Source organism: Pseudomonas sp. TH49 (genome assembly GCF_016650625.1).
GTDB classification, from domain to species: Bacteria; Pseudomonadota; Gammaproteobacteria; order Pseudomonadales; family Pseudomonadaceae; genus Aquipseudomonas; species Aquipseudomonas fluorescens_H.
In genome coordinates this window covers 1,927,019-1,951,720 of the sequence record NZ_JAEKFL010000002.1, presented here as the reverse complement: position 1 = coordinate 1,951,720, position 24,702 = coordinate 1,927,019, and the positions used below count along the sequence as shown (strand labels likewise).

Sequence of the window (24,702 nt, the reverse complement as noted above, 5' to 3'; positions counted from 1 at the left end):
AGCCTCATTGTTTCAGCTTCGCCTGCCGCTTGCGACGAGCTTCCGGAGCCCAGTCAAGGGCGCCCACTCGGAACAGGTAGACAAGACCTGCCAACAGAATTGCTATGAAAACGAGAGCTTCGACGAATCCGGTCCAGCCGCTTTCGCGGACGGACACAGACCATGCAAAGAGAAAGAGGGCTTCGATATCGAAGATCACGAACAGCATCGCGACCAGATAGAATTTGGCTGAGAGCCGCAAGCGGGCGCCACCGGTAGGTAGCATGCCGGACTCGAACGGTTCGTTTTTGCTGCGGCCCCAGGCTTTTGACCCGAGGAGGCTGGAGACGCCGAGCATGAAGGCACACAGGCCGACTACACCCAGAAGGAAAATGGCAAAGCCCCAGTTGTGGGCCATGAGTCCTGTCGCTTCGGGCATGCTGGTAATCCTTAACAGAGAGCAAAGGTCTCTGAGCTTGATAAAGAAATAAGGCAGTGACGATATGTCGCAGCAATCAATCGCGCTGATTTTATGGCTAAACACCCGGCAAGTAAAATTCCTATAGCGAAATTATTTATTGGAATAAGGACATAGCGCACCTCCAATGCCCTGTAGCCCATGCAGTGCGGGCATTAGCCGGGTTTCCGCGAATTATGTTTTGTAGGAAATGTAACGAACATAGTTGCTGCTAAATGATAATTGATATCGTTTGGAGTGGTTTTGTAACTGTTTAGCGGTGCAGTAAACAGAAAGTTGTCTTATATGCCTGTTACTGCAAGTAGCGGTTGCGCCAGTTTTAGCTGATTTTTCTGGCGTTCGTACCGCTCTGGATCAATGTTTTTGTCCGGGCGACGTCGATCCCTGTAGGAGTGAGCCTGCTCGCGATAGCGGTTTGTCAGCTAGCACATGCATTGACTGACCCACCGCTATCGCGAGCAGGCTCACTCCTACAGGGGGGGTTGTGGTCTTTGGGAAATCGGCGCGCAAAAAAAACGCCCCGAACCAGTCGGGGCGTCAGTCTTGCGGCTATGCGGTTAGCTTTTCATCCGATCCGCAAAGGCCGTTTGCTCAGCGAAGCCGAATCAGTGGAACTGTTCTTCTTCGGTCGAACCGGTCAGCGCGGTCACCGACGACGAGCCACCCTGAATCACGGTGGTCATGTCGTCGAAGTAGCCGGTGCCCACTTCCTGCTGGTGAGCCACGAAGGTGTAACCCTTGGCGGCGTCAGCGAATTCCTGTTCTTGCAGCTTCACGTAGGCAGTCATGTCGTTGCGGGCGTAGTCGTGCGCCAGGTTGAACATGCTGTGCCACATGTTGTGAATGCCGGCCAGGGTGATGAACTGGTGCTTGTAACCCATGGCGGACAGTTCGCGCTGGAACTTGGCGATGGTCGCGTCGTCCAGGTTTTTCTTCCAGTTGAAGGAAGGCGAGCAGTTGTACGACAGCAGTTGATCCGGGTATTCCTTCTTGATCGCTTCAGCGAAGCGGCGGGCTTCTTCCAGATCCGGTTTGGCGGTTTCGCACCAGATCAGGTCGGCGTAAGGGGCGTAAGCCAGGCCACGGGCGATCGCTTGATCCAGACCGGCGCGAACTTTGTAGAAACCTTCCTGAGTACGTTCGCCAGTCACGAACGGCTGGTCGTACGGGTCGCAATCGGAAGTCAGCAGGTCAGCCGCGTTGGCGTCGGTGCGGGCCAGGATGATGGTCGGCGTACCGGCAACGTCAGCCGCCAGGCGTGCAGCGGTCAGCTTCTGTACCGCTTCCTGAGTCGGAACCAGTACCTTGCCGCCCATGTGACCGCATTTCTTCACGGAAGCCAGTTGGTCTTCGAAGTGAACGCCAGCGGCGCCTGCTTCGATCATGCTCTTCATCAGCTCGTAGGCGTTCAGCACGCCGCCGAAACCGGCTTCAGCGTCAGCCACGATTGGTGCGAAGTAGTCGATGTAGCCTTCGTCGCCCGGGTTCTTGCCGGCTTTCCACTGGATCTGGTCGGCACGACGGAATGAGTTGTTGATGCGCTTGACCACGGTTGGCACCGAGTCCACCGGGTACAACGACTGGTCCGGGTACATCGATTCTGCGGAGTTGTTGTCCGCAGCCACCTGCCAGCCCGACAGGTAGATCGCCTGGATACCGGCCTTGACCTGCTGAACAGCCTGGCCGCCGGTCAGGGCGCCCATGCAGTTGACGAAATCTTTCTCTGGGCGGAAGGACGGCTTGGCACCCTGGGTCACCAGGTTCCACAGCTTCTCGGCGCCCATTTTCGCGAAAGTGTGCTCAGGTTGAACCGAGCCACGCAGACGGACGACGTCAGCAGCGGAGTAAGTGCGAGTCACGCCTTTCCAGCGCGGGTTTTCAGCCCAGTCTTTTTCAAGGGCTGCAATTTGCTGTTCGCGTGTCAGTGCCATGGAGATAAACCTCGTCGCGTCTTTATGAAAAGTTGTTCTGCGGTGGAAAATTCCTGCGCTCGCTGACCAGAAGCTTAGGTGGTCAAGTCGGATTCGGCGGGGGAGGCGACGGGATGAACGATGGGCTCGAGGGGAAGTGAGCAGGTAAAGGCGGACTGCGGGCGCATTCAGGCGTCGTGGGCCTTGGTACGAACATCAGTGTGGTGCCGGGTTACCTAATAACGCTTCCGTCCCTCGGGACAACTTCGTTCCAGTCGACAACCTCGTCAAACACACCTTGTGGGCGGTACAGACACGAAGCGGTTCGCGGGGTAGGTGCGAACATCGCTTCGAAGGCCCTTGCCAGGGCCTCTGATTAGCGGGAGCGAGGCCATCATGCCTTCGCTTTTTTGGCCCGTCAAACGTTTTGTAGTGCTTTTTTTCAAGCACTACATCTTTCGTCTAATACGACTAATCAGTCAGTTTTCGGTGCTTTAGTCCAGGGAATCGACTTTGACCCGCAGCGTCATGTCATCCCGGCCTTGAGTCGAGTAGCTGCGGGTCGCGCCCTGTTTGTCGGCCTGGGTTTCGCGGTTCACCCCGGCCAGGGTAATCCATTCGCCCAAGCGTCCGCTGACGGTTGTGTCGGTACTTTGCACGTTCACTACATCGGGACGTTCCTGGCTCATTCGGTCACGATTGGTGCTGATCGCCAGATGAACGATGTCGCCGGTGACGCTGGCTGTCACGTAGAAACCCTGGGTGACGTTGCGATATTGCGTCTGGCTGCTGTAATCGCCGTAGGAATTGCTCTGGCTGCTGGTGATCGGCACGCTCTGGCCGACCTGGATCAATGCCGGTGCGCCTTCGCTGGCCTGAATCTGCTGGATGCCGCCATCACGGCTGGCGGTGCTGTAGTTGATGATCCGGGTTTGTTGATCGCCAGTGTTCTGTTGGTTGTTTTCGTTGGTATCGACGGTGATCAGCAGGCGTTTGGGCGCAGTGTCGAGCTGGGTGATCAGCGCTTTGACTTCCTGAATCTTGTCCGGCTCGGCCTTGATGATCAGTTGATTGCCATAGGCGCTGACCTGGCCGTCCTTGCCGATGAAGTCCTGCGCCATCGGCAGCATGTCGGCGCTGGTGCGGTACTTGAGAGGCACGATTTCTGTGGCTGCCATCACCGACAGGCTGCAGCCGAGCAGCAGGGTGGTGAGCAGGGTGCGTAGGGACATGTCCGTTATCTCCGCTTTCGAAAGGCTTGATATTGCCAGTTTGTCGGCCCGGGGTGGGGCAAGTTGAATCGTAGACAGCAAAACGCCCCGGCATCGGTTGATGTCGGGGCGTTTTGTGGTGTTTTTGCTGGCCTCTTCGCGAGCAAGCTCGCTCCCACATTGAATCTCTGTCTGACACACAATCTGTGTCTAATGCAGATCAACTGTGGGAGCGAGCTTGCTCGCGAAAGCCGCGCCGCGGTCTCAGGCCGAATGGCGAACCATATCGACATGCGGAATCCCCGCTTCAAGGAATTCCTCGCTGACCAGGCTGAAACCCAGGCGCTCATAGAACGCCGTGGCTTGTACCTGGGCGCTGAGCATCTGCTGCTGCAGGCCACGGGCTTCGGCTTCAGCGATGACCGCTTGCATCAGCGCATCGCCTACCTTCATGCCGCGCCAGTCCTTCAGCACCGAAACCCGGCCAATGTGCCCGTCGGGCAGCAGGCGGGCGGTGCCGATCGGAAAGTCGCCTTCGAACGCCAGAAAATGCACGGCGGTCGCGTCATCGGCGTCCCATTCAAGCTCGGGTGGCACCGATTGTTCGGCGATGAACACCGTTTCACGAATGCGCCGGATCTCGGCGTTGTCCTTTTGCCAGTCTGCGACACGTACGCGAATCTTATTCATCGGCAAATCCCAGGCTGCCTTGTTTGACCAGTTCGCACAGCAGGCCGCGACCGTCTTCGTCGTTCAGCCACTCGCCGAGGTTGTCGACATGCAGCGCATCGGCGGCGCAGATCATCTTCAGCAGCTCGCGCAGCTTGCCCGGCAGGTAACGACTCTGGCCGCTGGCGAACAGCAGCAGGTCGTCATCGACTTCCGACCAGGCCAGGCGCGCACTCGGGTTGCGGATCAGCACCGCGCCGTCCTGCAGGGCATTGAGGAAGTCATCTTCTTCAACGTCTTCCGGGCCAACCACCAGTTCCGGGTAGCGCGGCTCGGTCATGTACTGGCCGAACCAGGTCAGCAGCAGGCGCTCGTCGCTCATGTGCTCGGCGAGCAGGCTTTTCAGGCGGCCGAGTGCGTCGTGCTGGATCTGATGTGGATCATCGCTGACCGGTTTCGCATCGGCGTCGGTGTAGCGTTCTTCGTCAGTCAGGAACTGGCTGAGGAAGTCGGTGAAGTGGGTCAGCACTTCCGAGGCGCTTGGCGCACGGAAACCAACCGAGTAGGTCATGCAGTTGTCCACGGCGACACCGCAGTGAGCCAGGCGCGGCGGCAGGTAGAGCATGTCGCCCGGTTCCAGCACCCACTCTTCGGTCTCGTGGAATTCGGCGAGGATGCGCAGATCCGCGTGTTGCAGCAGCGGGCTCTCGGAGTCGCACATCTGGCCGATCTTCCAGTTGCGCTGGCCGTGGCCTTGCAGCAGGAACACGTCGTAGTTGTCGAAGTGCGGACCAACGCTGCCACCCGGGGCGGCGAAGCTGATCATCACGTCATCGACGCGCCAGCTCGGCAGGAAGCGGAAGTTTTCCAGCAGCTCGCTGACTTCCGGGACGAATTGATCAACGGCCTGAACCAGCAGCGTCCACTCTTTTTCCGGCAGTTTGCTGAATTCGTCTTCGGCGAACGGGCCGCGACGCAGCTCCCACGGACGCTCGCCGTGCTCGATCACCAGGCGCGACTCGACCTCTTCTTCCAGGGCCAGGCCGGCCAGTTCATCGGCGTCGATCGGGCTTTCGAAGTCAGGAATGGCCTGACGGATCAGCAGCGGCTTTTTCTGCCAGTAATCGCGCATGAATTCGCGCGCCGTGAGACCGCCCAGAAGTTGAAGAGGAGTATCAGGATTCATGTGTAACCTATTGAAAAAAAGCATTTTTCAGACGGGAATAAAAACGCCCGGCGCGGCCGGGCGTCTCAAACGGGTCAAGCGGTGAATCAGATGCGTTTGGCTTGCGCTACAGCGTTGCCGATGTAGTTGGCCGGGGTCAGCTGTTTCAGCTCGGCTTTCGCTTCGGCTGGCATGTCCAGGCCGTCGATGAAAGTCTGCAGCGCTTCCGGGCTGATGCCCTTGCCGCGGGTCAGTTCTTTCAGCTTTTCGTACGGGTTTTCGATGTTGTAGCGGCGCATCACAGTCTGGATCGGCTCGGCCAGCACTTCCCAGCAGGCGTCGAGGTCAGCAGCGATCTTCTGCTCGTTGAGCTCCAGTTTGCTGATGCCTTTGAGGCTGGCTTCGTAGGCGATCACGCTGTGAGCGAAGCCCACACCGAGGTTGCGCAGTACGGTGGAGTCGGTCAGGTCGCGCTGCCAGCGGGAGATCGGCAGTTTGCTCGCCAAGTGCTGGAACAGTGCGTTGGCGATGCCCAGGTTGCCTTCGGAGTTTTCGAAGTCGATCGGGTTGACCTTGTGCGGCATGGTCGACGAACCGATTTCGCCAGCGATGGTGCGCTGCTTGAAATAACCCAGGGAGATGTAGCCCCAGATGTCACGGTCGAAGTCGATCAGGATGGTGTTGAAGCGTGCGATCGCGTCGAACAGCTCGGCGATGTAGTCGTGCGGCTCGATCTGCGTGGTGTACGGGTTGAAGCCCAGGCCCAGCTCGTCTTCGATGAAGGCGCGGGCGTTGGCTTCCCAGTCGATCTGCGGGTAGGCCGACAGGTGCGCGTTGTAGTTGCCCACGGCGCCGTTGATCTTGCCCAGCAGTGGCACGGCAGCGACTTGAGCGATCTGACGCTCGAGACGGTAAACCACGTTCGCCAGTTCTTTGCCCAAGGTGGTCGGCGAGGCCGGCTGACCGTGGGTGCGCGACAGCATCGGCACGTCGGCGAAACGGATCGCCAGTTCGCGGATGGCGTTGGCGGTCTGACGCATCAGCGGCAGCATCACGTCGTCACGGCCTTCGCGCAGCATCAGGGCGTGGGACAGGTTGTTGATGTCTTCGCTGGTGCAGGCAAAGTGGATGAATTCGCTGACCTTGGCCAGCTCCGGCAGCTTGGCCGCCTGCTCCTTGAGCAGGTATTCGATCGCCTTGACGTCGTGGTTGGTGGTGCGCTCGATCTCTTTGACGCGCTCGGCGTGCTCCAGCGAGAAGTTTTCAGCCAGTTCATTGAGAACGGCGTTGGCCTCGGCGGAGAAGGCTGGCACTTCCGGGATACCGGCGTGGGCGGCCAGGCGCTGGAGCCAGCGCACTTCAACCAGGACGCGGGCACGGATCAGGCCGTACTCGCTGAAAATCGGGCGCAGGGCCTGGGTTTTGCCGGCGTAGCGGCCGTCAACAGGGGAAACCGCAGTGAGCGAAGAGAGCTGCATGGGGTGTTCTCGGACAGTCGGGCAACGAAATGGGGCGCGTATCATACATGAAAAAATCCGCCGGTCCGTTGCCAACTGACCGGCGTATTACGCGCTACAGACTACAAAACTTTTATTGCGCGACGATTTACTCGCTGCGCATCAACGGATACAGCTCTTTGAGCAGCTTGCGCCGGCTGATCACCAACTGCCAGCGGTGCCCGCCGAGCTGTCGCCACAGGCGTGCCGAACGGATGCCGGCCAGCAGCAGGGCGCGGATCTTCGAGGCGTTGCTCGGTTGCTGCAGGTTGCGCATGTCGCCATGTACCTGAATCCGCTGGCGCAGGGTGCTCAGGGTGTCCTGATACAGCGCACCGCAGGCGGCGATCACGTTTTCGTGGGCCGGGCCGAAGTGTTCGACTTGCGACTGGATCTGCGGCAGGCGCTTGCCAATGGTGTCGAGCATGTCGTCACGTTTGGCCAGTTGGCGTTCCAGGCCGAGCATCGACAGGGCATAGCGCAGCGGCTCGCGTTGCAGGGTGCTCGGGTCGCGCTCGAGAGCGCCGATCAATGCGCGATAACCCTCGCGCAGATTGAGGTCGTCGCCACCGTACACATCCAGTGTGTCCTTCGGGTCGCGCACCAGCAGGCTGCCGAGCATGCAGCTCAGGCCGGCCTCGCTGGTCTGCCCGGTCTTGGCAATGCGGTCAACCAGCACGGCGGCGAGAAACACGCCGCCCAGCGCCGTCAGTTGCTCCTGAGTCGGGCTCATGCCTGGCCGCTCCACGGCTCGGCGACTTCGATCACGCCACCACCGAGGCAGATTTCACCGTCGTAGAACACCACGGACTGGCCCGGGGTCACTGCGCGTTGCGGTTCGTCGAACACGGCGCGGTAGCCGCTGGCGGTTTTTTCCAGGGTGCAGGCCTGATCGCTCTGGCGATAACGCACTTTGGCGGTGAGGCGCAGCGGCTGGCTCAGGTCGATCGGGTTGACCCAATAGATTTCCGAAGCGAGCAGGGCGCTGGAGAACAGCCACGGATGGTTGTTGCCCTGGCCGACGATCAGCTCGTTGGTGTCCAGATCCTTGCGCAGCACGTACCACGGCTCGTCGCCGGCATCTTTCAGGCCGCCGATGCCCAGGCCCTGACGCTGGCCGATGGTGTGGTACATCAAACCGTGGTGACGGCCGATGACTTCGCCTTCGGTGGTCTTGATCTCGCCCGGTTGCGCCGGCAGGTATTGCTTGAGGAAGTCGCTGAAACGTCGCTCGCCGATGAAGCAGATCCCGGTGGAATCCTTCTTCTTGGCGGTCGCCAGCTCGTATTTCTCGGCAATGGCGCGAACTTCGGGCTTTTCCAGTTCGCCGACCGGGAACAGGGTCTTGGCGATCTGTTCGCCGCCGACAGCGTGCAAGAAATAGCTCTGGTCTTTGTTCGGATCGAGGCCCTTGAGCAGTTCGGTGCGGCCATCGATGTCGCGACGGCGCACATAGTGGCCGGTGGCGATCAGGTCGGCGCCAAGCATCATGGCGTAGTCGAGGAACGCCTTGAACTTGATCTCGCGGTTGCACAGGATGTCCGGGTTCGGCGTGCGACCGGCCTTGTATTCGGCCAGGAAGTGCTCGAACACGTTGTCCCAGTACTCGGCGGCGAAGTTGGCGGTGTGCAGCTTGATGCCGATCTTGTCGCACACGGCCTGGGCATCCGCCAGGTCATCCATGGCGGTGCAGTATTCCGTTCCGTCGTCTTCTTCCCAGTTCTTCATGAACAGGCCTTCCACCTCGTAACCCTGCTCGATCAGCAGGAGAGCGGAAACGGAAGAGTCCACGCCGCCGGACATGCCGACAATGACGCGCTTCTTGGATGTGTCAGAAGGGGCTGGATCACGCATAGGGATTCAATGAGTGTCTTGAAAAAGGACGCGATTCTATCAGGCTCACGGCCTCAAGGCTAAAGAGAAGGGCGGATCAGTTCGAGACTGAAGTGATGGCCGGCCAGATAGTCGTCGATGCAACGGATGATCAGCTCGCTGCGCCAGTTGTCGCGCTGGGCGATTAATTCGCTGCGGGTCAACCACTTGGCGCCGACGATGCCATCGTCGAGTTGATAGTCCGGGTGGTGTTTCACCGCTTTGGCGCTGAAGCACACGCGTTGATAAGTCACGCCGTTGCTCGGCGCGGTGTACAGGTAAATGCCGACCACGCCGGTGGGTTCGACGTCCCAGCCGGTTTCCTCGAGGGTTTCACGGATGGCGGCTTCGATCAGGGTTTCGTCCGGATCCAGGTGGCCGGCCGGCTGATTGAGCACGTTACGCCCGGCCTTGTGTTCTTCGACCATCAGGAAGCGGCCGTTGTCTTCGACGATGGTGGCGACGGTGATGTGGGGGAGCCATTCCATAAAACCTTCCTCAATATCCAGATTAAAACTCAATCCCCCTGTGGGAGCGGGCTTGCTCGCGAATGCGGTGGGTCAGTCAATGACGATGTTGAATGATAAACCGCATTCGCGAGCAAGCCCGCTCCCACAGGGGTTTCGTGTTGTGTTCGGAAATAGAAACCCCGGCACTGGGCCGTAATGCTGTTCACTTAAGTGGAGCAGCCTTACGATCCACAGGAAACCGGGTCTTTGAAATTTTCACCGTCCTAGGTCTCGAAGGCCTTGGGCGGTGATCCAGAAACAATCCTCCAATACCTGCCCTCAACTCTGATAGCCGCCTCCCTGTCGCTGAAATCGGATTGGCTGCTGCCATTACGATCAGTTGGACCGCGATGTACTGACAGGCTGGTTTGAAGCGGATGTCCGAAGGGAGGCGACCCAATGCAACTGCCGCTTGACTGGCTTCCCGACGAACCACGTTGTAAGCCAGCAACAGTCCCCAGACTTCCTGATAGATCAAGTCGACTTTTTTGCTACGCAAGGTCACTGCGTTCTGCTGCATTGAGCTTTTGATGTCTCTGAAGCCTAACTCGATTTCCCAGCGTTCCTGATAAAGCCGGGCAACGGCTTCGGTGCTGTAGGTGCTCGCCGGCAGTGACGTCATGACTGTCTTGAGTTTGCCTTGAATTTCATAGCTGACTTCGCGGGCCTCCCAATGTGTTGAGAGGGCCGGATTTCGGGCTCTGGCTTGCGGTGAGACCTTCATGCGCACCAGGCGATCATGCGGGTTGTAACGAGCCACTTCCTCACAAACCGTGCCTTTTTTGGCTGGAATCAACCAGTGCCGATGTGTACCGGCTTTATTCAGATTCGACAGTAGTTCGGCACCCCAGAACCCTTTATCGAATAACGTCACCGAGTGATCGGGAACCTGCTGCAAAAACTCGTCGGCCAAGCGCATTTCACTGCGTCGGTAAGGGCTCAATTGGGCATCCAGGATTACGTGCGAACGCACATTCATCAACGCCACCAAGCGCAGCATGGGGAACGGAGTCTGGCGCTCGGTCCGGGTGTTTCCCGACCCGAAATGATCTCGAAGTTCGGGCGTATCCGGAGTACGCAAAAGCGCACCGTCCACTGCAAACACTTGCAGGCCCTGCCAAGCATCATCGGTATAACGCTCCGCGCCCCATTGATGACCTGTCTTGCGAAATAACCATTCAACAGGATCGGCACCGAGCCGCTTACGCGCTTCGGTTACACCGCTTCGTGCTAATAGCTGGTCAGAGGCCAGCCCTTGGGCACAAATGTTCAAACGCCTGGCCACTTCGTGGACCGGCTCGTCACGAAACAGCGCCATGCCGAGTACCAGCCAAAGCACTTGATCGGCGGGCAAGCGACGTCGGCGAATGGTCGCCTGACTGGAGAGATCCAGTGCAGACGCTACCCACTCAACCGGAATATGTTGGGTAAAGGTACTCAGATCGCAGAAGTTAAAAAGATCGCCAAGGTCGAGCAGGTCTTGCTGAACAGACATAAAAAATCCGATGCCAGAGGTCTGGCATCGGATTTTCAAGTAAGCCCTGCTGAGACTCAAATGCTTAAGTGAACAGCATTACGGCACTGGGCCGGGGCTTCTATACAGCATTACAACCTTAAACCAGCGCAGCAATCGCCGCGTTGAAGGTTGCGCTTGGGCGCATGGCCTTGCTGATCAGCTCGGCATCGGCGTGGTAGTAACCACCGATGTCGACTGGCTTGCCCTGCACGGCGTTGAGCTCGGCAACGATGGTCGCCTCGTTCTCGGTCAGGGTTTTGGCCAGGGTCGCGAACTGCGCTTGCAGTGCAGCGTCTTCGGTCTGGGCGGCCAGGGCCTGAGCCCAGTACATCGCCAGATAGAAGTGGCTGCCGCGGTTGTCGATGTTGCCGACTTTGCGCGATGGCGACTTGTTGTTGTCGAGGAACTGACCGGTGGCCTGATCCAGGGTTTTCGACAGAACCAGCGCTTTCGGGTTGTTGTAGTTCACACCCAAATGCTCGAGGGACGCTGCCAGCGCCAGGAATTCGCCCAGCGAATCCCAGCGCAGGAAGTTCTCTTCAACCAGTTGCTGCACGTGCTTCGGTGCCGAACCGCCGGCGCCGGTTTCGAACAGGCCACCGCCGTTCATCAGCGGCACGATCGACAGCATCTTGGCGCTGGTGCCCAGTTCCATGATCGGGAACAGGTCAGTCAGGTAGTCGCGCAGTACGTTGCCGGTCACCGAGATGGTGTCCTTGCCTTCGCGGGTGCGCTGCAGGGTGTACTTCATGGCATCGACCGGCGCCATGATCTGGATGTCCAGACCGCTGGTGTCGTGATCCTTCAGGTAAGCCTGAACCTTCTCGATCACTACGCCGTCGTGGGCGCGCATCGGGTCCAGCCAGAAGATCGCCGGGGTGCTGCTGGCGCGAGCACGGTTGACGGCCAGTTTGACCCAGTCCTGGATCGGCGCGTCTTTGGTCTGGCACATGCGGAAGATGTCGCCGGCTTCAACAGTCTGTTCCATCAGCAGGTTGCCCTTGCTGTCGGTGACGCGAACCACGCCGTCAGCCTTAATCTGGAAGGTCTTGTCGTGCGAGCCGTACTCTTCGGCTTTCTTCGCCATCAGGCCAACGTTCGGCACGCTGCCCATGGTGGTCGGATCGAACGCGCCGTTGGCTTTGCAATCTTCGATCACGGCCTGGTAGATGGTTGCGTAGCAACGATCCGGGATCACGGCCTTGGTGTCGTGCAGTTGGCCGTCGGTGCCCCACATTTTGCCGGAGTCACGGATCATCGCCGGCATCGAGGCGTCGACGATGACGTCGCTCGGCACGTGCAGGTTGGTGATGCCCTTGTCGGAGTTGACCATCGCCAGCGACGGACGCGCGGCGTAGACCGCTGCGATGTCCGCTTCGATCTGCGCTTGCTGCTCGGCCGGCAGGGCCTTGATGCGAGCGTACAGGTCGCCGATGCCGTTGTTCAGGTTGAAGCCGATCTGGGCCAGCACGTCAGCGTGCTTGGTCAGGGCGTCTTTATAGAACTCGGCAACGATCTGGCCGAACATGATCGGGTCGGAGACCTTCATCATGGTCGCTTTCAGGTGAACCGAGAGCAGCACGCCCTGGGCCTTGGCGCTTTCGATTTCAGCGGCGATGAACGCGCGCAGGGCGTTTTTGCTCATCACGGCGCAGTCGAGGATCTCGCCCGCCTGAACGCTGGTTTTTTCTTTCAGAACGGTCGCGGTGCCGTCTTTGGCAATCAGCTCGATTTTCACAGTGTCAGCGGCGTCGATCAGGGCAGCTTTTTCGCTGCCGTAGAAATCGCCGGTGCTCATGTGAGCTACGTGGGATTTGGAGTCTTTGGCCCAGGCGCCCATTTTGTGCGGGTGCTTGCGCGCGTAGTTTTTTACCGACAGCGGAGCGCGGCGGTCGGAGTTGCCTTCACGCAGAACCGGGTTCACGGCGCTGCCCTTGACCTTGTCGTAACGCGCCTTGGCTTCTTTTTCGGCGTCGTTGGTCACGGTTTCCGGGTAGTCCGGCAGGTTGTAACCCTGGGCTTGCAGCTCTTTGATTGCTGCTTGCAGCTGAGGCACCGAAGCACTGATGTTCGGCAGCTTGATGATGTTGGCTTCAGGCGTAACGGCCAGGTCGCCCAGTTCGGCGAGGTGGTCGGCTACGGCTTTGTCGCCCAGTTGCTCGGGGAAGCTGGCCAGGATGCGCGCTGCAAGAGAGATATCGCGGGTTTCCACGGCGATATCGGCCGAGGCGGTGTAAGCCTCGATGATCGGCAGCAGGGAATAGGTGGCGAGGGCTGGAGCTTCGTCGGTGAAGGTATAGATGATCTTCGAGCGGGTGGGCATATTCGGATTAACTCTCTCTTCTTTGCTAAAGCGTGCGCAGAAACTCGAGGGGCGCCGGGTAAGCGCGTTCGTTCAAAGTCATCCATGAACCGAATGTCGAGATTCTTCGCGGTGATGTTGGGTGCATCAGTAGAGCGTCAAGCAGTCGGACTGCGGTAACAACCCGACCAATCAGGCGGAAAGTCTCGTGCTAGAGAGGCCAGCCGTCGTGACCCTTTGGTCAGCGGGCGGCATTATACATAGGTAGCTGGCAATCTGCCGATGGTTCATATGCAACGATTCTCGTCCATTGGTCTAAAGGTCGCAGGGGCGGGTGGGGCGTAGAGTCGCTGCGAATGCTTGAGTTTGGCGCTTTTCCCTTTGCTTTCAGGCTTGTACGAAACCAGATGTAGCCGCGCCGTGAACAGAGGGTTTGCGTGTTGATTTAACTGGGTTACGCTCGAACCAAGCCAGATGTTCAATCCAAACAATGGAGTTCAGCATGGGTTACAAGAAGATTCAGGTTCCAGCCGTCGGCGACAAAATCACCGTCAATGCAGACCATTCTCTCAATGTTCCTGATAACCCGATCATCCCCTTCATTGAAGGTGACGGCATTGGCGTCGACGTCAGCCCGGTGATGATCAAAGTGGTTGATGCTGCCGTGGCCAAGGCCTATGGGGGCAAGCGCAAGATTTCCTGGATGGAGGTTTATGCTGGCGAAAAAGCGACCCAGGTCTACGACCAGGACACCTGGCTGCCCCAGGAAACCCTGGACGCCGTCAAAGATTACGTGGTCTCCATCAAGGGCCCGCTGACCACCCCGGTCGGTGGTGGCATCCGCTCCCTCAACGTTGCCCTGCGCCAGCAACTCGATCTTTATGTATGCCTGCGTCCTGTGGTGTGGTTCGAAGGTGTGCCGAGCCCGGTGAAAAAGCCTGGCGATGTCGATATGGTGATCTTCCGCGAGAACTCCGAAGACATTTATGCCGGTATCGAATGGAAGGCCGGTTCCCCTGAGGCCACCAAGGTCATCAAGTTCCTGAAAGAAGAAATGGGCGTCACCAAGATCCGTTTCGACCAGGATTGCGGGATCGGCATCAAGCCTGTTTCCAAGGAAGGCACCAAGCGTCTGGTGCGCAAGGCTCTGCAATACGTGGTGGACAACGACCGCAAGTCGCTGACCATCGTGCACAAGGGCAACATCATGAAATTCACCGAAGGTGCCTTCAAGGACTGGGGTTACGAGGTGGCGAAGGAAGAATTCGGCGCCGAGCTGCTCGATGGCGGCCCATGGATGAAATTCAAGAACCCGAAAACCGGCCGTGAAGTCATCGTCAAGGATGCCATCGCCGACGCCATGCTTCAGCAGATCCTGTTGCGTCCGGCCGAATACGATGTGATTGCCACGCTGAACCTCAACGGCGACTACCTCTCCGACGCCCTGGCGGCGGAAGTGGGCGGTATCGGTATCGCGCCGGGTGCCAACCTGTCCGACACCGTGGCCATGTTCGAGGCGACCCACGGTACCGCGCCGAAGTACGCCGGCAAGGACCAGGTCAACCCGGGTTCGGTGATTCTGTCGGCCGAGATGATGTTGCGTCATCTGGGCTGGACCGAAGCAGCGGATCTCATCATCAAGGGCACTAACGGCGCCATCAAGGCCAAGACCGTGACCTATGACTTCGAACGTCTGATGGACGGTGCCACGCTGGTGTCGTCTTCGGGCTTCGGTGAGGCGATCATCAAGCACATGTAAGCCGTGCAGGTACAAAAAAACCGCCTTCGGGCGGTTTTTTCATGACCGGGTGACGGTTATGTCAGCCCGACACCTTTTCTGTATGAGGGGCATGCGTAGCCGCTTCGTTTGACACCTGCGCCGCCGCGATCTTTACCGCATGCAGGCCTTTGGGTCCCTGGACGATGTCGAAACTCACGACCTGCCCGGCCTTGAGGGTTTTATACCCGTCCATCTCAATGGCGGAGTAGTGCGCAAAGAAATCAATGTCTTTGCCATCCTCGTCACGTCCTTCCCGGGCATCGGTATTGATGAAGCCGAATCCCTTGGCATTGTTGAACCACTTGACCTTGCCGACAGCCATGCTCAAATCCCTCTGCAACAGACTCCATCGCTGGAGTATCATCCAGGACATCCGCAATCTAATCCGTTAAAAGGATTGACTCCGCGGATCTTTTTTACCCACTGTGGGCTCTATTGGTTGTAACACCGTTTTCCCGATAGTCAAGGTGACCGGGCAGTCGGAGTTGAAAAGGTGTACAGCCGCCCCCACCACTGTATTTGCACAACTGACGAACCTTTCTTTCCATGCATGCAATCAGCCAGATTCGACTAACATTCAATCAGGATCGCCCGCTTCTCCAAAAGGATCATCCAGAGGAGCACGACGACGATTCGGCAGGCGTTGCTGTTCAGGAAGCAAAGCCTGCGTTACAGGCGCCGCCGATGTACAAGGTGGTTTTGTTCAATGATGACTACACACCGATGGATTTCGTCGTCGAAGTGCTCGAGATGTTTTTTAACCTGAATCGCGAGCTGGCGACCAAGGTCATGCTGGCCGTTCACACAGAAGGACGGGCAGTATGTGGAGTGTTTACCCGCGACATCGCCGAGACAAAGGCCATGCAGGTCAACCAGTACGCCAGGGAAAGCCAGCATCCGCTACTCTGTGAAATCGAGAAGGACGGTTAATCGCCGACCACTTGGGTATGAGGTGAAGCTATGTTAAACCGCGAGCTCGAAGTCACCCTCAATCTTGCCTTCAAGGAGGCTCGTTCGAAGCGTCATGAATTCATGACCGTCGAACACCTGCTGCTGGCCCTATTGGACAATGAGGCTGCCGCCACCGTATTGCGTGCCTGCGGCGCAAACCTCGACAAACTCAAGCACGACCTGCAGGAGTTCATCGACTCCACCACGCCACTGATCCCCGTCCATGACGAAGATCGCGAGACCCAGCCAACCCTGGGCTTCCAGCGTGTACTGCAGCGTGCTGTCTTTCATGTACAGAGCTCGGGCAAACGCGAAGTAACCGGCGCCAACGTGCTGGTTGCCATCTTCAGTGAGCAAGAGAGTCAGGCCGTATTCCTGCTGAAACAGCAGAGCGTTGCGCGCATTGATGTCGTCAATTACATCGCCCACGGCATTTCCAAAGTGCCGGGGCATGGCGATCACTCTGAAGGTGAACAAGATATGCAGGACGACGAGGGCGGTGAGTCTTCTTCTTCAGGCAATCCGCTGGATGCTTATGCCAGCAATCTCAACGAACTCGCGCGCCAGGGTCGGATCGATCCGCTGGTCGGCCGCGAGATGGAAGTCGAGCGTGTCGCGCAGATTCTGGCGCGTCGGCGCAAGAACAATCCGCTGCTGGTCGGCGAGGCAGGCGTGGGTAAAACCGCGATTGCCGAAGGCCTGGCCAAGCGCATTGTCGACAACCAGGTGCCGGATCTGCTGGCCAACAGCGTCGTCTATTCGCTCGATCTCGGTGCCCTGCTGGCAGGCACCAAGTATCGCGGTGATTTCGAGAAGCGCTTCAAGGCGCTGCTCAATGAACTGAAAAAACGTCCGCAGGCGATCCTGTTCATCGACGAAATTCACACCATCATCGGTGCGGGTGCTGCGTCCGGTGGCGTGATGGATGCCTCGAACCTGCTCAAGCCGCTACTGTCGTCTGGCGACATTCGTTGCATCGGCTCGACCACGTTCCAGGAATTTCGCGGCATCTTCGAGAAGGATCGGGCCTTGGCTCGACGCTTCCAGAAGGTTGATGTCGTCGAGCCGTCGGTGGAAGACACCATCGGTATCCTGCGCGGCCTGAAAGGGCGTTTCGAGCAGCACCACAACATCGAATACAGCGATGAGTCGTTGCGCGCCGCTGCTGAGCTGGCATCGCGCTACATCAATGACCGGCATATGCCGGACAAGGCCATCGACGTGATCGACGAGGCGGGTGCCTATCAGCGCCTGCAACCGGCCGATAAACGCGTGAAGCGCATTGACGTGCCGCAGGTTGAAGACATCGTGGCGAAGATCGCGCGGATTCCGCCGAAACACGTCACCAGCTCCGACAAGGAACTGCTGCGTAACCTGGAGCGTGACCTGAAGCTGACGGTGTTTGGTCAGGACGCAGCCATCGATTCGCTGTCGACTGCGATCAAACTGTCCCGCGCCGGCCTCAAGTCGCCTGACAAGCCAGTCGGTTCGTTCCTGTTCGCCGGTCCGACCGGTGTCGGTAAAACCGAAGCTGCGCGGCAATTGGCCAAGGCACTGGGGATCGAACTCGTTCGCTTCGACATGTCTGAGTACATGGAGCGTCACACCGTATCGCGTCTGATCGGTGCGCCTCCAGGCTATGTCGGGTTCGATCAGGGAGGTCTGTTGACCGAAGCGATCACCAAGCAGCCGCACTGCGTATTGCTGCTCGATGAAATCGAGAAGGCGCATCCGGAAGTCTTCAACCTGCTGCTGCAGGTAATGGACCACGGTACGCTCACCGATAACAACGGGCGCAAGGCGGACTTCCGCAATGTGATCATCATCATGACCACCAACGCCGGCGCCGAAACCGCGGCGCGTGCTTCGATCGGTTTCACCCATCAGGACCACTCGTCTGATGCGATGGAAGTGATCAAGAAGAGCTTTACGCCGGAATTCCGTAACCGTCTGGACACCATTATCCAGTTTGGTCGCCTCAGTCATGAGGTCATCAAAAGTGTGGTGGACAAGTTCCTTACCGAACTGCAGGCGCAGCTGGAAGACAAGCGTGTGTTGCTCGAGGTTACCGATGCAGCGCGCAGTTGGCTGGCGGCCGGTGGCTACGATTCGGCCATGGGTGCGCGTCCGATGGCGCGTCTGATCCAGGACAAGATCAAGCGTCCGTTGGCGGAGGAGATTCTGTTTGGCGAGCTGGCCGAGCATGGCGGTGTGGTGCACATCGACATCAAGGATGGTGAGTTGACGTTTGACTTCGAGACTACGGCGGAGATGGCCTGACGGCTTGGTTGTTGGTTTGGAAGGCGCCTTCGGGCGCCTTTTTGTTGGCTGATGTTTTTGGGTGTATATCCGTTGCTGCGGTTATGGCTGCTTAGGGTTCCGCCCTTACGGCGGGTCACTTTTGGCAAACGCCCCAAAAGTAACCAAAAGGTCTATGCCCTGACGTTCGGCCCTCGCCTGGGCTCGGGTTCCTTCGCTCCGGGATTCATCCGGGGGGCAGCGCCTACGGTTTGCTTCGCTGCACCTCCTCTCGCTGTGTTTGGCTGCGCCAAACGGTCGCTGCGCTCCCACCCCCGGATAAATCCCTCCACTCAGCCTGCCGACGGGCCCTGAGATCAAAAGCGGTACTCGAGCTAACGCTCATTGTGTTGAGTGGGGCGGCTTCGCCGCAGGGGCAGCACGCAATCTGAACTGTACCTGCTGGCGATGGCGGCCTACGAGCCGACCGATCTCTAACTGAATGCACTCAATCCAAATGTGGGAGCGGGCTTGCTCGCGAAAGCGGCCTGCCAGTCGACCAATTTCTTAATGAATGTACCCAGTCCCATGTAGGAACTGCCGAAGGCTGTGATCTTTTGATCTGCTTTGGCTTTGGCTTTGGCTTTGGCTTTGGCTTTGGCTTTGGTTTTTGATCTTCAGGCCCATCGGCAGGCCGAGCGAAGGTGTCCATCAGGGGGGTAGGCGCGCAGCGCCATGCGGCGAAGCCGCATCCATCGAGAGGAGGTGCAGCGCAGCAAACCGTAGGCGATGCCCCCTGATGGGCACCGTAGCGAGGGAACACTGAGCCTCAGCGAAGTGCCGTACGCCGGGGCAAAGCCTTTTGGGTTACCTTTTCGGCGTTTGGAAAAGGTGACTCGCTGTAAGAGCGAAACCATAGGAGGCCGTTACCGCAGCAACGGATATACACCCAAAACCCAGGCCCAAACCAAACCAAACCAAACCCAAATCGCAGACAAACAAAAACGCCCGGCAAAGCCGGGCGTCTTGTATTGACTTGATTAGCGAGCGCGGTAAGTGATGCGCCCTTTGCTCAAGTCATAGGGCGTCAGCTCGACGCGCACTTTGTCACCGGTAAGAATACGAATGTAGTTCTTGCGCATCTTGCCGGAGATATGCGCGGTTACGACGTGCCCATTTTCCAACTCCACACGAAACATGGTGTTGGGCAGGGTGTCGACGACAGTGCCTTCCATTTCGAAGCTGTCTTCTTTCGACATGCAGTAAAGCCCTCGGTGTCCAATGAATGGCCCGGTGCAACTGCGCCAGGCAAAAGCGGCGTGCATTGTGCCCGAAAAAGGGGGTTCAAGCCAAGGGGTTTACGGCTTGCGATTAGTTCAGGATCACCCAGCGCTGATTAATCAGCAATTCGATGGGGCGATATTGGGTCTTGTAGTTCATCTTTTTGCAGTTCTTGATCCAATAACCGAGATACACCGCCTCCAGCCCCAGGCGCTGACTTTCAGCGATTTGCCACAGGATTGCGAAACGCCCCAGGCTGCGGCGCTCTTCGTCAGGCTCGTAAAACGTATAGACCGCCGACAAACCGTTGGGCAGCAAGTCGGTGACGGCGACGGCGAGTAACCGTCCGTCGAGACGAAATTCGTAAAAGCGCGAAAAGGGCAGGTCACGTACCAGGAAGGTCGAAAACTGGTCGCGGCTCGGCGGGTACATGTCGCCATCGGCATGTCGCTGCTCGATATAGCGCTGGTACAGATCGAAATATTCTTCGCTGAAGTGCGGTTTTACCGGGCGCACCTGCAAGTCGGCATTGCGTTTGAAAATGCGTTTCTGCTGGCGGTTGGGGCTGAACTGCGACACCGGGATGCGCGCAGGCACGCACGCATTGCAATTCTGGCAATGAGGTCGATACAGATGATCGCCGCTGCGACGAAAACCCATTTCCGACAGGTCTGCGTAGACATGCACATCCATGGGCTGACTAGGGTCGAGGAACAGCGTCGTCGCCTGCTCCTCGGGCAGATAACTGCAGGAATGAGGCTGAGTGGCATAGAACTTCAAGCGCGCCAACTCGGTCATGATCAACCCTCGGGATAAGCTGGTGAATTAAGTGTAAGCCACGCGCGCAAAAGTCGCTCAGCAAACCCAGGTGGCACGACTGGGTTGATCCAGGTGGCGAGCCAGATAGTCGGCGAATTCGCGACGGGAGATCGCCCGCGCGCCAAGGCTGTGCAGATGATCGGTCGGCATCTGGCAGTCAATCAGGACGAATCCGGCGTCTTTGAGATGCTGCACCAGCGTTGCAAAGCCAAATTTGGAGGCATTGTCGGCGCGACTGAACATCGATTCGCCGAAAAACAGCTGACCCATCGCCAGGCCATACAGGCCGCCGACCAGTTGGCCCTGATCCCAGACTTCGACCGAATGGGCGAAGCCGCGGCGGTGCAGTTCGAGGTAGGCGTCCTGCATGGCTTCGGTGATCCAGGTACCGTCGGCGTAGTCCCGTGGTGCAGCGCAGGCGCGAATGACGGCTGCGAAATCCTGATCGAAGGTCACCTGATAGCGTTGCTGGCGCAGCAGTTTGCCGAGGCTGCGCGAGACGTGCAGTTCGTCGGGAAACAGAACGGTGCGCGGATCCGGAGACCACCAGAGAATCGGCTGGCCTTCGGAGAACCACGGAAAACAGCCATGCCGGTAAGCCTGCACCAGGCGATCGGCGGACAGATCACCACCGGCAGCCAGCAATCCATTGGGATCGCGCATGGCCTTTTCCAGAGGTGGGAAAGTCAGGGAATTGCGTTGTAACCAAGTCAGCATGGCGTCCAGGCTTGCAGAAGGGGAGGGCGGTGCGGGCATCAGGCCCGCGATAAAGTGTGCCGTTAAATGACAGGAATGTCGTCCAGATACTTCTCCGCGTCCAGTGCCGCCATGCAGCCGGCTCCTGCCGAGGTCACGGCCTGGCGATAAACGTGGTCGGCCACGTCGCCGGCAGCGAAGACGCCGGGGATCTCGGTGGCGGTGGCGTCACCGTCATTGCCGCCCCTGACCAGCAGATAGCCGTCGCGCATCGGCAACTGGCCCTGGAACAGGTCGGTGTTGGGTTTGTGGCCGATGGCAATGAACACGCCGGCCAGCGGCAACTCGCGGGTTTCGCCTGTGTGGCTGTCACGCAGGCGTGCACCGGTCACGCCGCTGGCGTCGCCCAGCACTTCATCCAGATTCTGGTTCCAGTGCAGGCGAACGTTGCCGTTGGTGGCTTTTTCGAACAGTTTGTCCTGAAGGATTTTCTCCGAGCGCAATTTGTCGCGACGGTGGATCAAGTGCACCTCTTTGGCGATGTTCGACAGGTACAGCGCTTCCTCGACGGCGGTGTTGCCGCCGCCCACCACCGCGACTACCTGATTGCGGTAGAAGAAGCCGTCACAGGTCGCGCAGGCCGACACCCCTTTGCCGGCAAAGGCTTCTTCCGAGGGTAGTCCCAGATACTGCGCCGAAGCGCCGGTGGCAATGATCAGCGCGTCGCAGGTGTAGGTGCCGCTGTCGCCGATGAGTTCGAACGGGCGCTGCTGCAACTTGGCGGTGTGGATGTGGTCGTAAACGATCTCTGTGGCAAAGCGCTCGGCGTGTTTCTGCATGCGCTCCATCAGTACCGGGCCGGTCAGGCCTTCGACGTCGCCGGGCCAGTTGTCGACTTCGACTGTGGTGGTGAGCTGGCCACCGGCCTGCAGGCCAGTAATCACCACCGGTTTGAGGTTGGCGCGGGCGGCGTATACGGCGGCGCTGTAACCGGCCGGGCCGGAGCCAAGAATGATCAGGCGTGAATGCTTCGCTGCGTTCATCAAATACACCTCATAAGCCTTTGTCACAAAAGACAATGCATGCTCAAATTGAACCGCAGGGTTTGTGGGATTGGCTATGCTCAGCTAAGGGTTTTGAAGCATGGCATCAGCCGCACAAACCCGTACAATGCCGGACTGTTACAGAATATTCGACGTGCGCAGTGTTTATAGCTGTGTTTATAAAAGCAGCGGCACAGTGTTAAAAGTAGTCTCAGTTGCGCCGGTTCACTTTTTTACCTGCCTGGATTGGGCAGTTTTTTATCGTCATTCAATAGATGGACGCGCCCCGGGCGCAGGAAAAGAAGCGTTTTGAAGAAATCCACCGCAGCACCAAAAACAGTCGTTCCGCTCTGGCGCCAGCAATTGCACTACCGGCTCAAGGAAGGTGCATTGATCGCCATCGGTGCCTTGTGCCTGTTCCTGATGATGGCCTTGCTGACCTACGGCAAGGACGATCCGGGCTGGAGCCACAACAGCAAGATCGACGACGTGCAGAACTTCGGCGGCCCGGCCGGTTCCTACAGCGCCGACATCCTGTTCATGGTGCTGGGTTACTTCGCGTACATCTTCCCGTTGCTGCTGGCGGTCAAGGCGTATCAGATCTTCCGTCAACGTCACGAGCCGTGGCAGTGGAGCGGCTGGCTGTTCTCCTGGCGTCTGATCGGTCTGGTGTTCCTGGTGCTGTCGGGCGCCGCGCTCGCGCATATCCATTTCCATGCGGCCACCGGGCTGCCGGCGGGTGCGGGCGGGGCGCTGGGGGAAAGTCTCGGTGATCTGGCGCGTAACGCGCTGAATATCCAGGGCAGCACGCTGCTGTTCATTGCGCTGTTCCTGTTCGGCCTGACCGTATTCACTGACCTGTCGTGGTTCAAGGTGATGGACGTCACCGGCAAGATCACCCTCGACCTGTTCGAACTGTTCCAGGGCGCGATCAACCGCTGGTGGTCGGCGCGTACCGAGCGTAAGCAACTGGTTGCGCAGCTGCGTGAAGTCGATGATCGCGTCCACGACGTGGTGGCGCCGACCGTTACCGACAAGCGTGAACAGGCCAAGGTCAAGGAGCGCCTGATCGAGCGCGAACAGGCCCTGAGCAAGCACATGTCCGATCGCGAGAAACAGGTGCCGCCGGTCATCGCTCCGGCTCCGGTCAAGGCGCCCGAGCCTAGCAAGCGCGTGCAGAAAGAGAAGCAGGCGCCGTTGTTCGTCGACAGTGCCGTGGAAGGCACCTTGCCGCCGATCTCGATTCTCGATCCTGCGGAAAAGAAACAACTTAATTATTCGCCGGAATCCCTGGCAGCGGTCGGCCACTTGCTCGAGATCAAGCTCAAGGAGTTCGGCGTCGAGGTCACCGTGGACTCGATCCATCCGGGCCCGGTGATTACCCGTTACGAAATTCAGCCTGCCGCCGGCGTCAAAGTCAGCCGCATCGCCAACCTGGCCAAAGACCTTGCACGTTCGCTGGCTGTGACCAGTGTGCGGGTGGTCGAGGTGATTCCGGGCAAGACCACGGTCGGTATCGAGATTCCCAACGAAGACCGGCAGATCGTGCGTTTCTCCGAAGTGCTGTCGACCCCCGAGTACGACAACTTCAAATCGCCGGTCACCCTCGCTCTGGGCCACGACATCGGCGGCAAACCGGTCATCACCGACCTGGCGAAGATGCCGCACCTGCTGGTCGCCGGTACGACCGGTTCCGGTAAGTCGGTGGGTGTGAACGCGATGATCCTGTCGATCCTCTTCAAGTCTGGCCCGGAAGACGCCAAGCTGATCATGATCGACCCGAAAATGCTCGAGCTGTCGATCTACGAAGGCATTCCGCACCTGCTGTGCCCAGTGGTCACCGACATGAAGGACGCCGCCAACGCCCTGCGCTGGAGCGTTGCCGAGATGGAGCGCCGCTACAAGCTGATGGCGAAGATGGGCGTGCGTAACCTGTCCGGCTTCAACGCCAAGGTCAAGGAAGCGCAGGACGCCGGCGAGCCGTTGAGCGATCCGCTGTACAAGCGCGAAAGCATCCACGACGAAGCGCCGCTGCTGCAGAAGCTGCCGACCATCGTCGTGGTCGTCGACGAATTCGCCGACATGATGATGATCGTCGGCAAGAAGGTTGAAGAACTGATCGCCCGTATCGCGCAAAAGGCGCGTGCTGCCGGTATTCACTTGATCCTCGCGACCCAGCGTCCTTCGGTGGACGTGATCACCGGTCTGATCAAGGCCAACATTCCGACGCGGATGGCGTTCCAGGTGTCGAGCAAGATCGACTCGCGGACCATCATCGACCAGGGCGGTGCCGAGCAACTGCTCGGTCACGGTGACATGCTCTACATGCCGCCGGGCACCAGCCTGCCGATCCGGGTTCACGGCGCGTTCGTTTCCGACGATGAAGTACACCGCGTGGTGGAAGCCTGGAAACTGCGTGGCGCACCGGAATACAACGATGACATCCTCAACGGTGTCGAAGAGGCGGGCAGCGGTTTTGAAGGCAGCAGCGGTGGCGGCGACGGTGATGATCCGGAGACCGACGCGCTGTATGACGAAGCCGTGCAGTTCGTGCTGGAAAGCCGCCGGGCGTCGATTTCCGCGGTACAGCGCAAGCTGAAGATCGGTTACAACCGCGCTGCGCGCATGATCGAAGCCATGGAAATGGCCGGCGTGGTGACTTCGATGAACACCAACGGTTCGCGTGAAGTGCTGGCCCCGGGGCCGATGCGCGACTGATTCAGCCGCTCCGATTTGCAACAAAGGATGGCGCAATGACGCGCCGTCCCCTCCCCACAAGTATTCAAG

The 24,702-nt window shown here is 58.8% G+C and carries 20 protein-coding genes; 4 read left to right on the top strand and 16 right to left on the bottom strand.

The features are described 5' to 3' along the window. Positions 1 to 4: 4 nt before the first annotated feature. The 11 genes from JFU48_RS26045 to JFU48_RS25995 all read right to left on the bottom strand — a co-directional run bounded on the left by JFU48_RS26045 (position 5) and on the right by JFU48_RS25995 (position 13,128). Positions 5 to 418 carry an NADH-quinone oxidoreductase subunit A gene (locus JFU48_RS26045; RefSeq protein ID WP_003223812.1) on the bottom strand — a complete coding sequence of 138 codons (414 nt, stop codon included), beginning with the start codon at positions 416 to 418 and terminating at the stop codon, positions 5 to 7. A 644-nt stretch (positions 419 to 1,062) separates the two neighbouring features. Further along, positions 1,063 to 2,388, bottom strand: a complete 1,326-nt coding sequence (aceA, locus tag JFU48_RS26040; RefSeq protein ID WP_003223815.1) for an isocitrate lyase — start codon at positions 2,386 to 2,388, stop codon at positions 1,063 to 1,065. A gap of 473 nt (positions 2,389 to 2,861) precedes the next feature. Beyond that, positions 2,862 to 3,599 carry a secretin N-terminal domain-containing protein gene (locus JFU48_RS26035; RefSeq protein WP_201138135.1) on the bottom strand — a complete coding sequence of 246 codons (738 nt, stop codon included), beginning with the start codon at positions 3,597 to 3,599 and terminating at the stop codon, positions 2,862 to 2,864. 243 nt (positions 3,600 to 3,842) lie between these two features. Then, on the bottom strand, positions 3,843 to 4,268 hold the full coding sequence (locus tag JFU48_RS26030) for a GNAT family N-acetyltransferase (protein ID WP_003223818.1): 426 nt from the start codon (positions 4,266 to 4,268) through the stop codon (positions 3,843 to 3,845). Further along, positions 4,261 to 5,433, bottom strand: coding sequence for a ribosomal protein uL16 3-hydroxylase (locus JFU48_RS26025; RefSeq protein WP_003223820.1), 1,173 nt, complete (start codon positions 5,431 to 5,433; stop codon positions 4,261 to 4,263). Before JFU48_RS26025 ends, JFU48_RS26030 begins: the two co-directional genes overlap by 8 nt. Before the next feature lie 86 nt (positions 5,434 to 5,519). Further along, positions 5,520 to 6,890: an adenylosuccinate lyase gene (purB, locus tag JFU48_RS26020; protein WP_003223822.1), complete on the bottom strand. Its 1,371-nt coding sequence runs from the start codon at positions 6,888 to 6,890 to the stop codon at positions 5,520 to 5,522. Positions 6,891 to 7,017: 127 nt separating this feature from the next. Beyond that, positions 7,018 to 7,641 (bottom strand): high frequency lysogenization protein HflD, encoded by a 624-nt coding sequence (gene hflD / locus JFU48_RS26015; RefSeq protein WP_003223824.1) that lies wholly within the window; start codon positions 7,639 to 7,641, stop codon positions 7,018 to 7,020. Beyond that, on the bottom strand, positions 7,638 to 8,762 hold the full coding sequence (mnmA, locus tag JFU48_RS26010) for a tRNA 2-thiouridine(34) synthase MnmA (protein ID WP_003223826.1): 1,125 nt from the start codon (positions 8,760 to 8,762) through the stop codon (positions 7,638 to 7,640). Before mnmA ends, hflD begins: the two co-directional genes overlap by 4 nt. Before the next feature lie 59 nt (positions 8,763 to 8,821). Next, positions 8,822 to 9,268, bottom strand: a complete 447-nt coding sequence (locus JFU48_RS26005) for an NUDIX hydrolase (RefSeq protein WP_103486069.1) — start codon at positions 9,266 to 9,268, stop codon at positions 8,822 to 8,824. 184 nt (positions 9,269 to 9,452) lie between these two features. Then, positions 9,453 to 10,784, bottom strand: a complete 1,332-nt coding sequence (locus tag JFU48_RS26000) for an IS4 family transposase (protein ID WP_201136773.1) — start codon at positions 10,782 to 10,784, stop codon at positions 9,453 to 9,455. Positions 10,785 to 10,902: 118 nt separating this feature from the next. Then, on the bottom strand, positions 10,903 to 13,128 hold the full coding sequence (locus JFU48_RS25995) for an NADP-dependent isocitrate dehydrogenase (protein ID WP_201138134.1): 2,226 nt from the start codon (positions 13,126 to 13,128) through the stop codon (positions 10,903 to 10,905). A 481-nt stretch (positions 13,129 to 13,609) separates the two neighbouring features. On the opposite strand from JFU48_RS25995, the gene icd reads away from it, so the two are divergent. Further along, a complete protein-coding gene (gene icd / locus JFU48_RS25990) occupies positions 13,610 to 14,866 on the top strand; it encodes an NADP-dependent isocitrate dehydrogenase (RefSeq protein ID WP_047601677.1) in 1,257 nt (418 codons plus the stop codon). Positions 14,867 to 14,927: 61 nt separating this feature from the next. Here the strand turns inward: icd and JFU48_RS25985 are convergent, their stop codons facing one another. Next, positions 14,928 to 15,209, bottom strand: a complete 282-nt coding sequence (locus JFU48_RS25985; protein ID WP_103486074.1) for a cold shock domain-containing protein — start codon at positions 15,207 to 15,209, stop codon at positions 14,928 to 14,930. 224 nt (positions 15,210 to 15,433) lie between these two features. Here JFU48_RS25985 and clpS point away from each other — a divergent pair, with 224 nt between their 5' ends. Further along, complete coding sequence (gene clpS / locus JFU48_RS25980; RefSeq protein ID WP_201138133.1) at positions 15,434 to 15,817, top strand: ATP-dependent Clp protease adapter ClpS; 384 nt, start codon at positions 15,434 to 15,436, stop codon at positions 15,815 to 15,817. A 30-nt stretch (positions 15,818 to 15,847) separates the two neighbouring features. Continuing rightward, entirely contained in the window at positions 15,848 to 18,118 is a 2,271-nt protein-coding gene (gene clpA / locus JFU48_RS25975) for an ATP-dependent Clp protease ATP-binding subunit ClpA (RefSeq protein WP_003223837.1), read from the top strand. 998 nt (positions 18,119 to 19,116) lie between these two features. Here clpA and infA read toward each other — a convergent pair. The 4 genes from infA to trxB all read right to left on the bottom strand — a co-directional run bounded on the left by infA (position 19,117) and on the right by trxB (position 21,915). Further along, a complete protein-coding gene (infA, locus tag JFU48_RS25970) occupies positions 19,117 to 19,335 on the bottom strand; it encodes a translation initiation factor IF-1 (protein WP_002553999.1) in 219 nt (72 codons plus the stop codon). A gap of 112 nt (positions 19,336 to 19,447) precedes the next feature. Continuing rightward, positions 19,448 to 20,155: an arginyltransferase gene (locus JFU48_RS25965; protein ID WP_003223840.1), complete on the bottom strand. Its 708-nt coding sequence runs from the start codon at positions 20,153 to 20,155 to the stop codon at positions 19,448 to 19,450. 57 nt (positions 20,156 to 20,212) lie between these two features. Further along, positions 20,213 to 20,893 carry a leucyl/phenylalanyl-tRNA--protein transferase gene (aat, locus tag JFU48_RS25960; protein ID WP_201138132.1) on the bottom strand — a complete coding sequence of 227 codons (681 nt, stop codon included), beginning with the start codon at positions 20,891 to 20,893 and terminating at the stop codon, positions 20,213 to 20,215. A 62-nt stretch (positions 20,894 to 20,955) separates the two neighbouring features. Further along, positions 20,956 to 21,915: a thioredoxin-disulfide reductase gene (trxB, locus tag JFU48_RS25955; protein ID WP_201138131.1), complete on the bottom strand. Its 960-nt coding sequence runs from the start codon at positions 21,913 to 21,915 to the stop codon at positions 20,956 to 20,958. 309 nt (positions 21,916 to 22,224) lie between these two features. On the opposite strand from trxB, the gene JFU48_RS25950 reads away from it, so the two are divergent. After that, complete coding sequence (locus tag JFU48_RS25950) at positions 22,225 to 24,633, top strand: DNA translocase FtsK (protein WP_103486101.1); 2,409 nt, start codon at positions 22,225 to 22,227, stop codon at positions 24,631 to 24,633. Positions 24,634 to 24,702 lie beyond the last annotated feature (69 nt).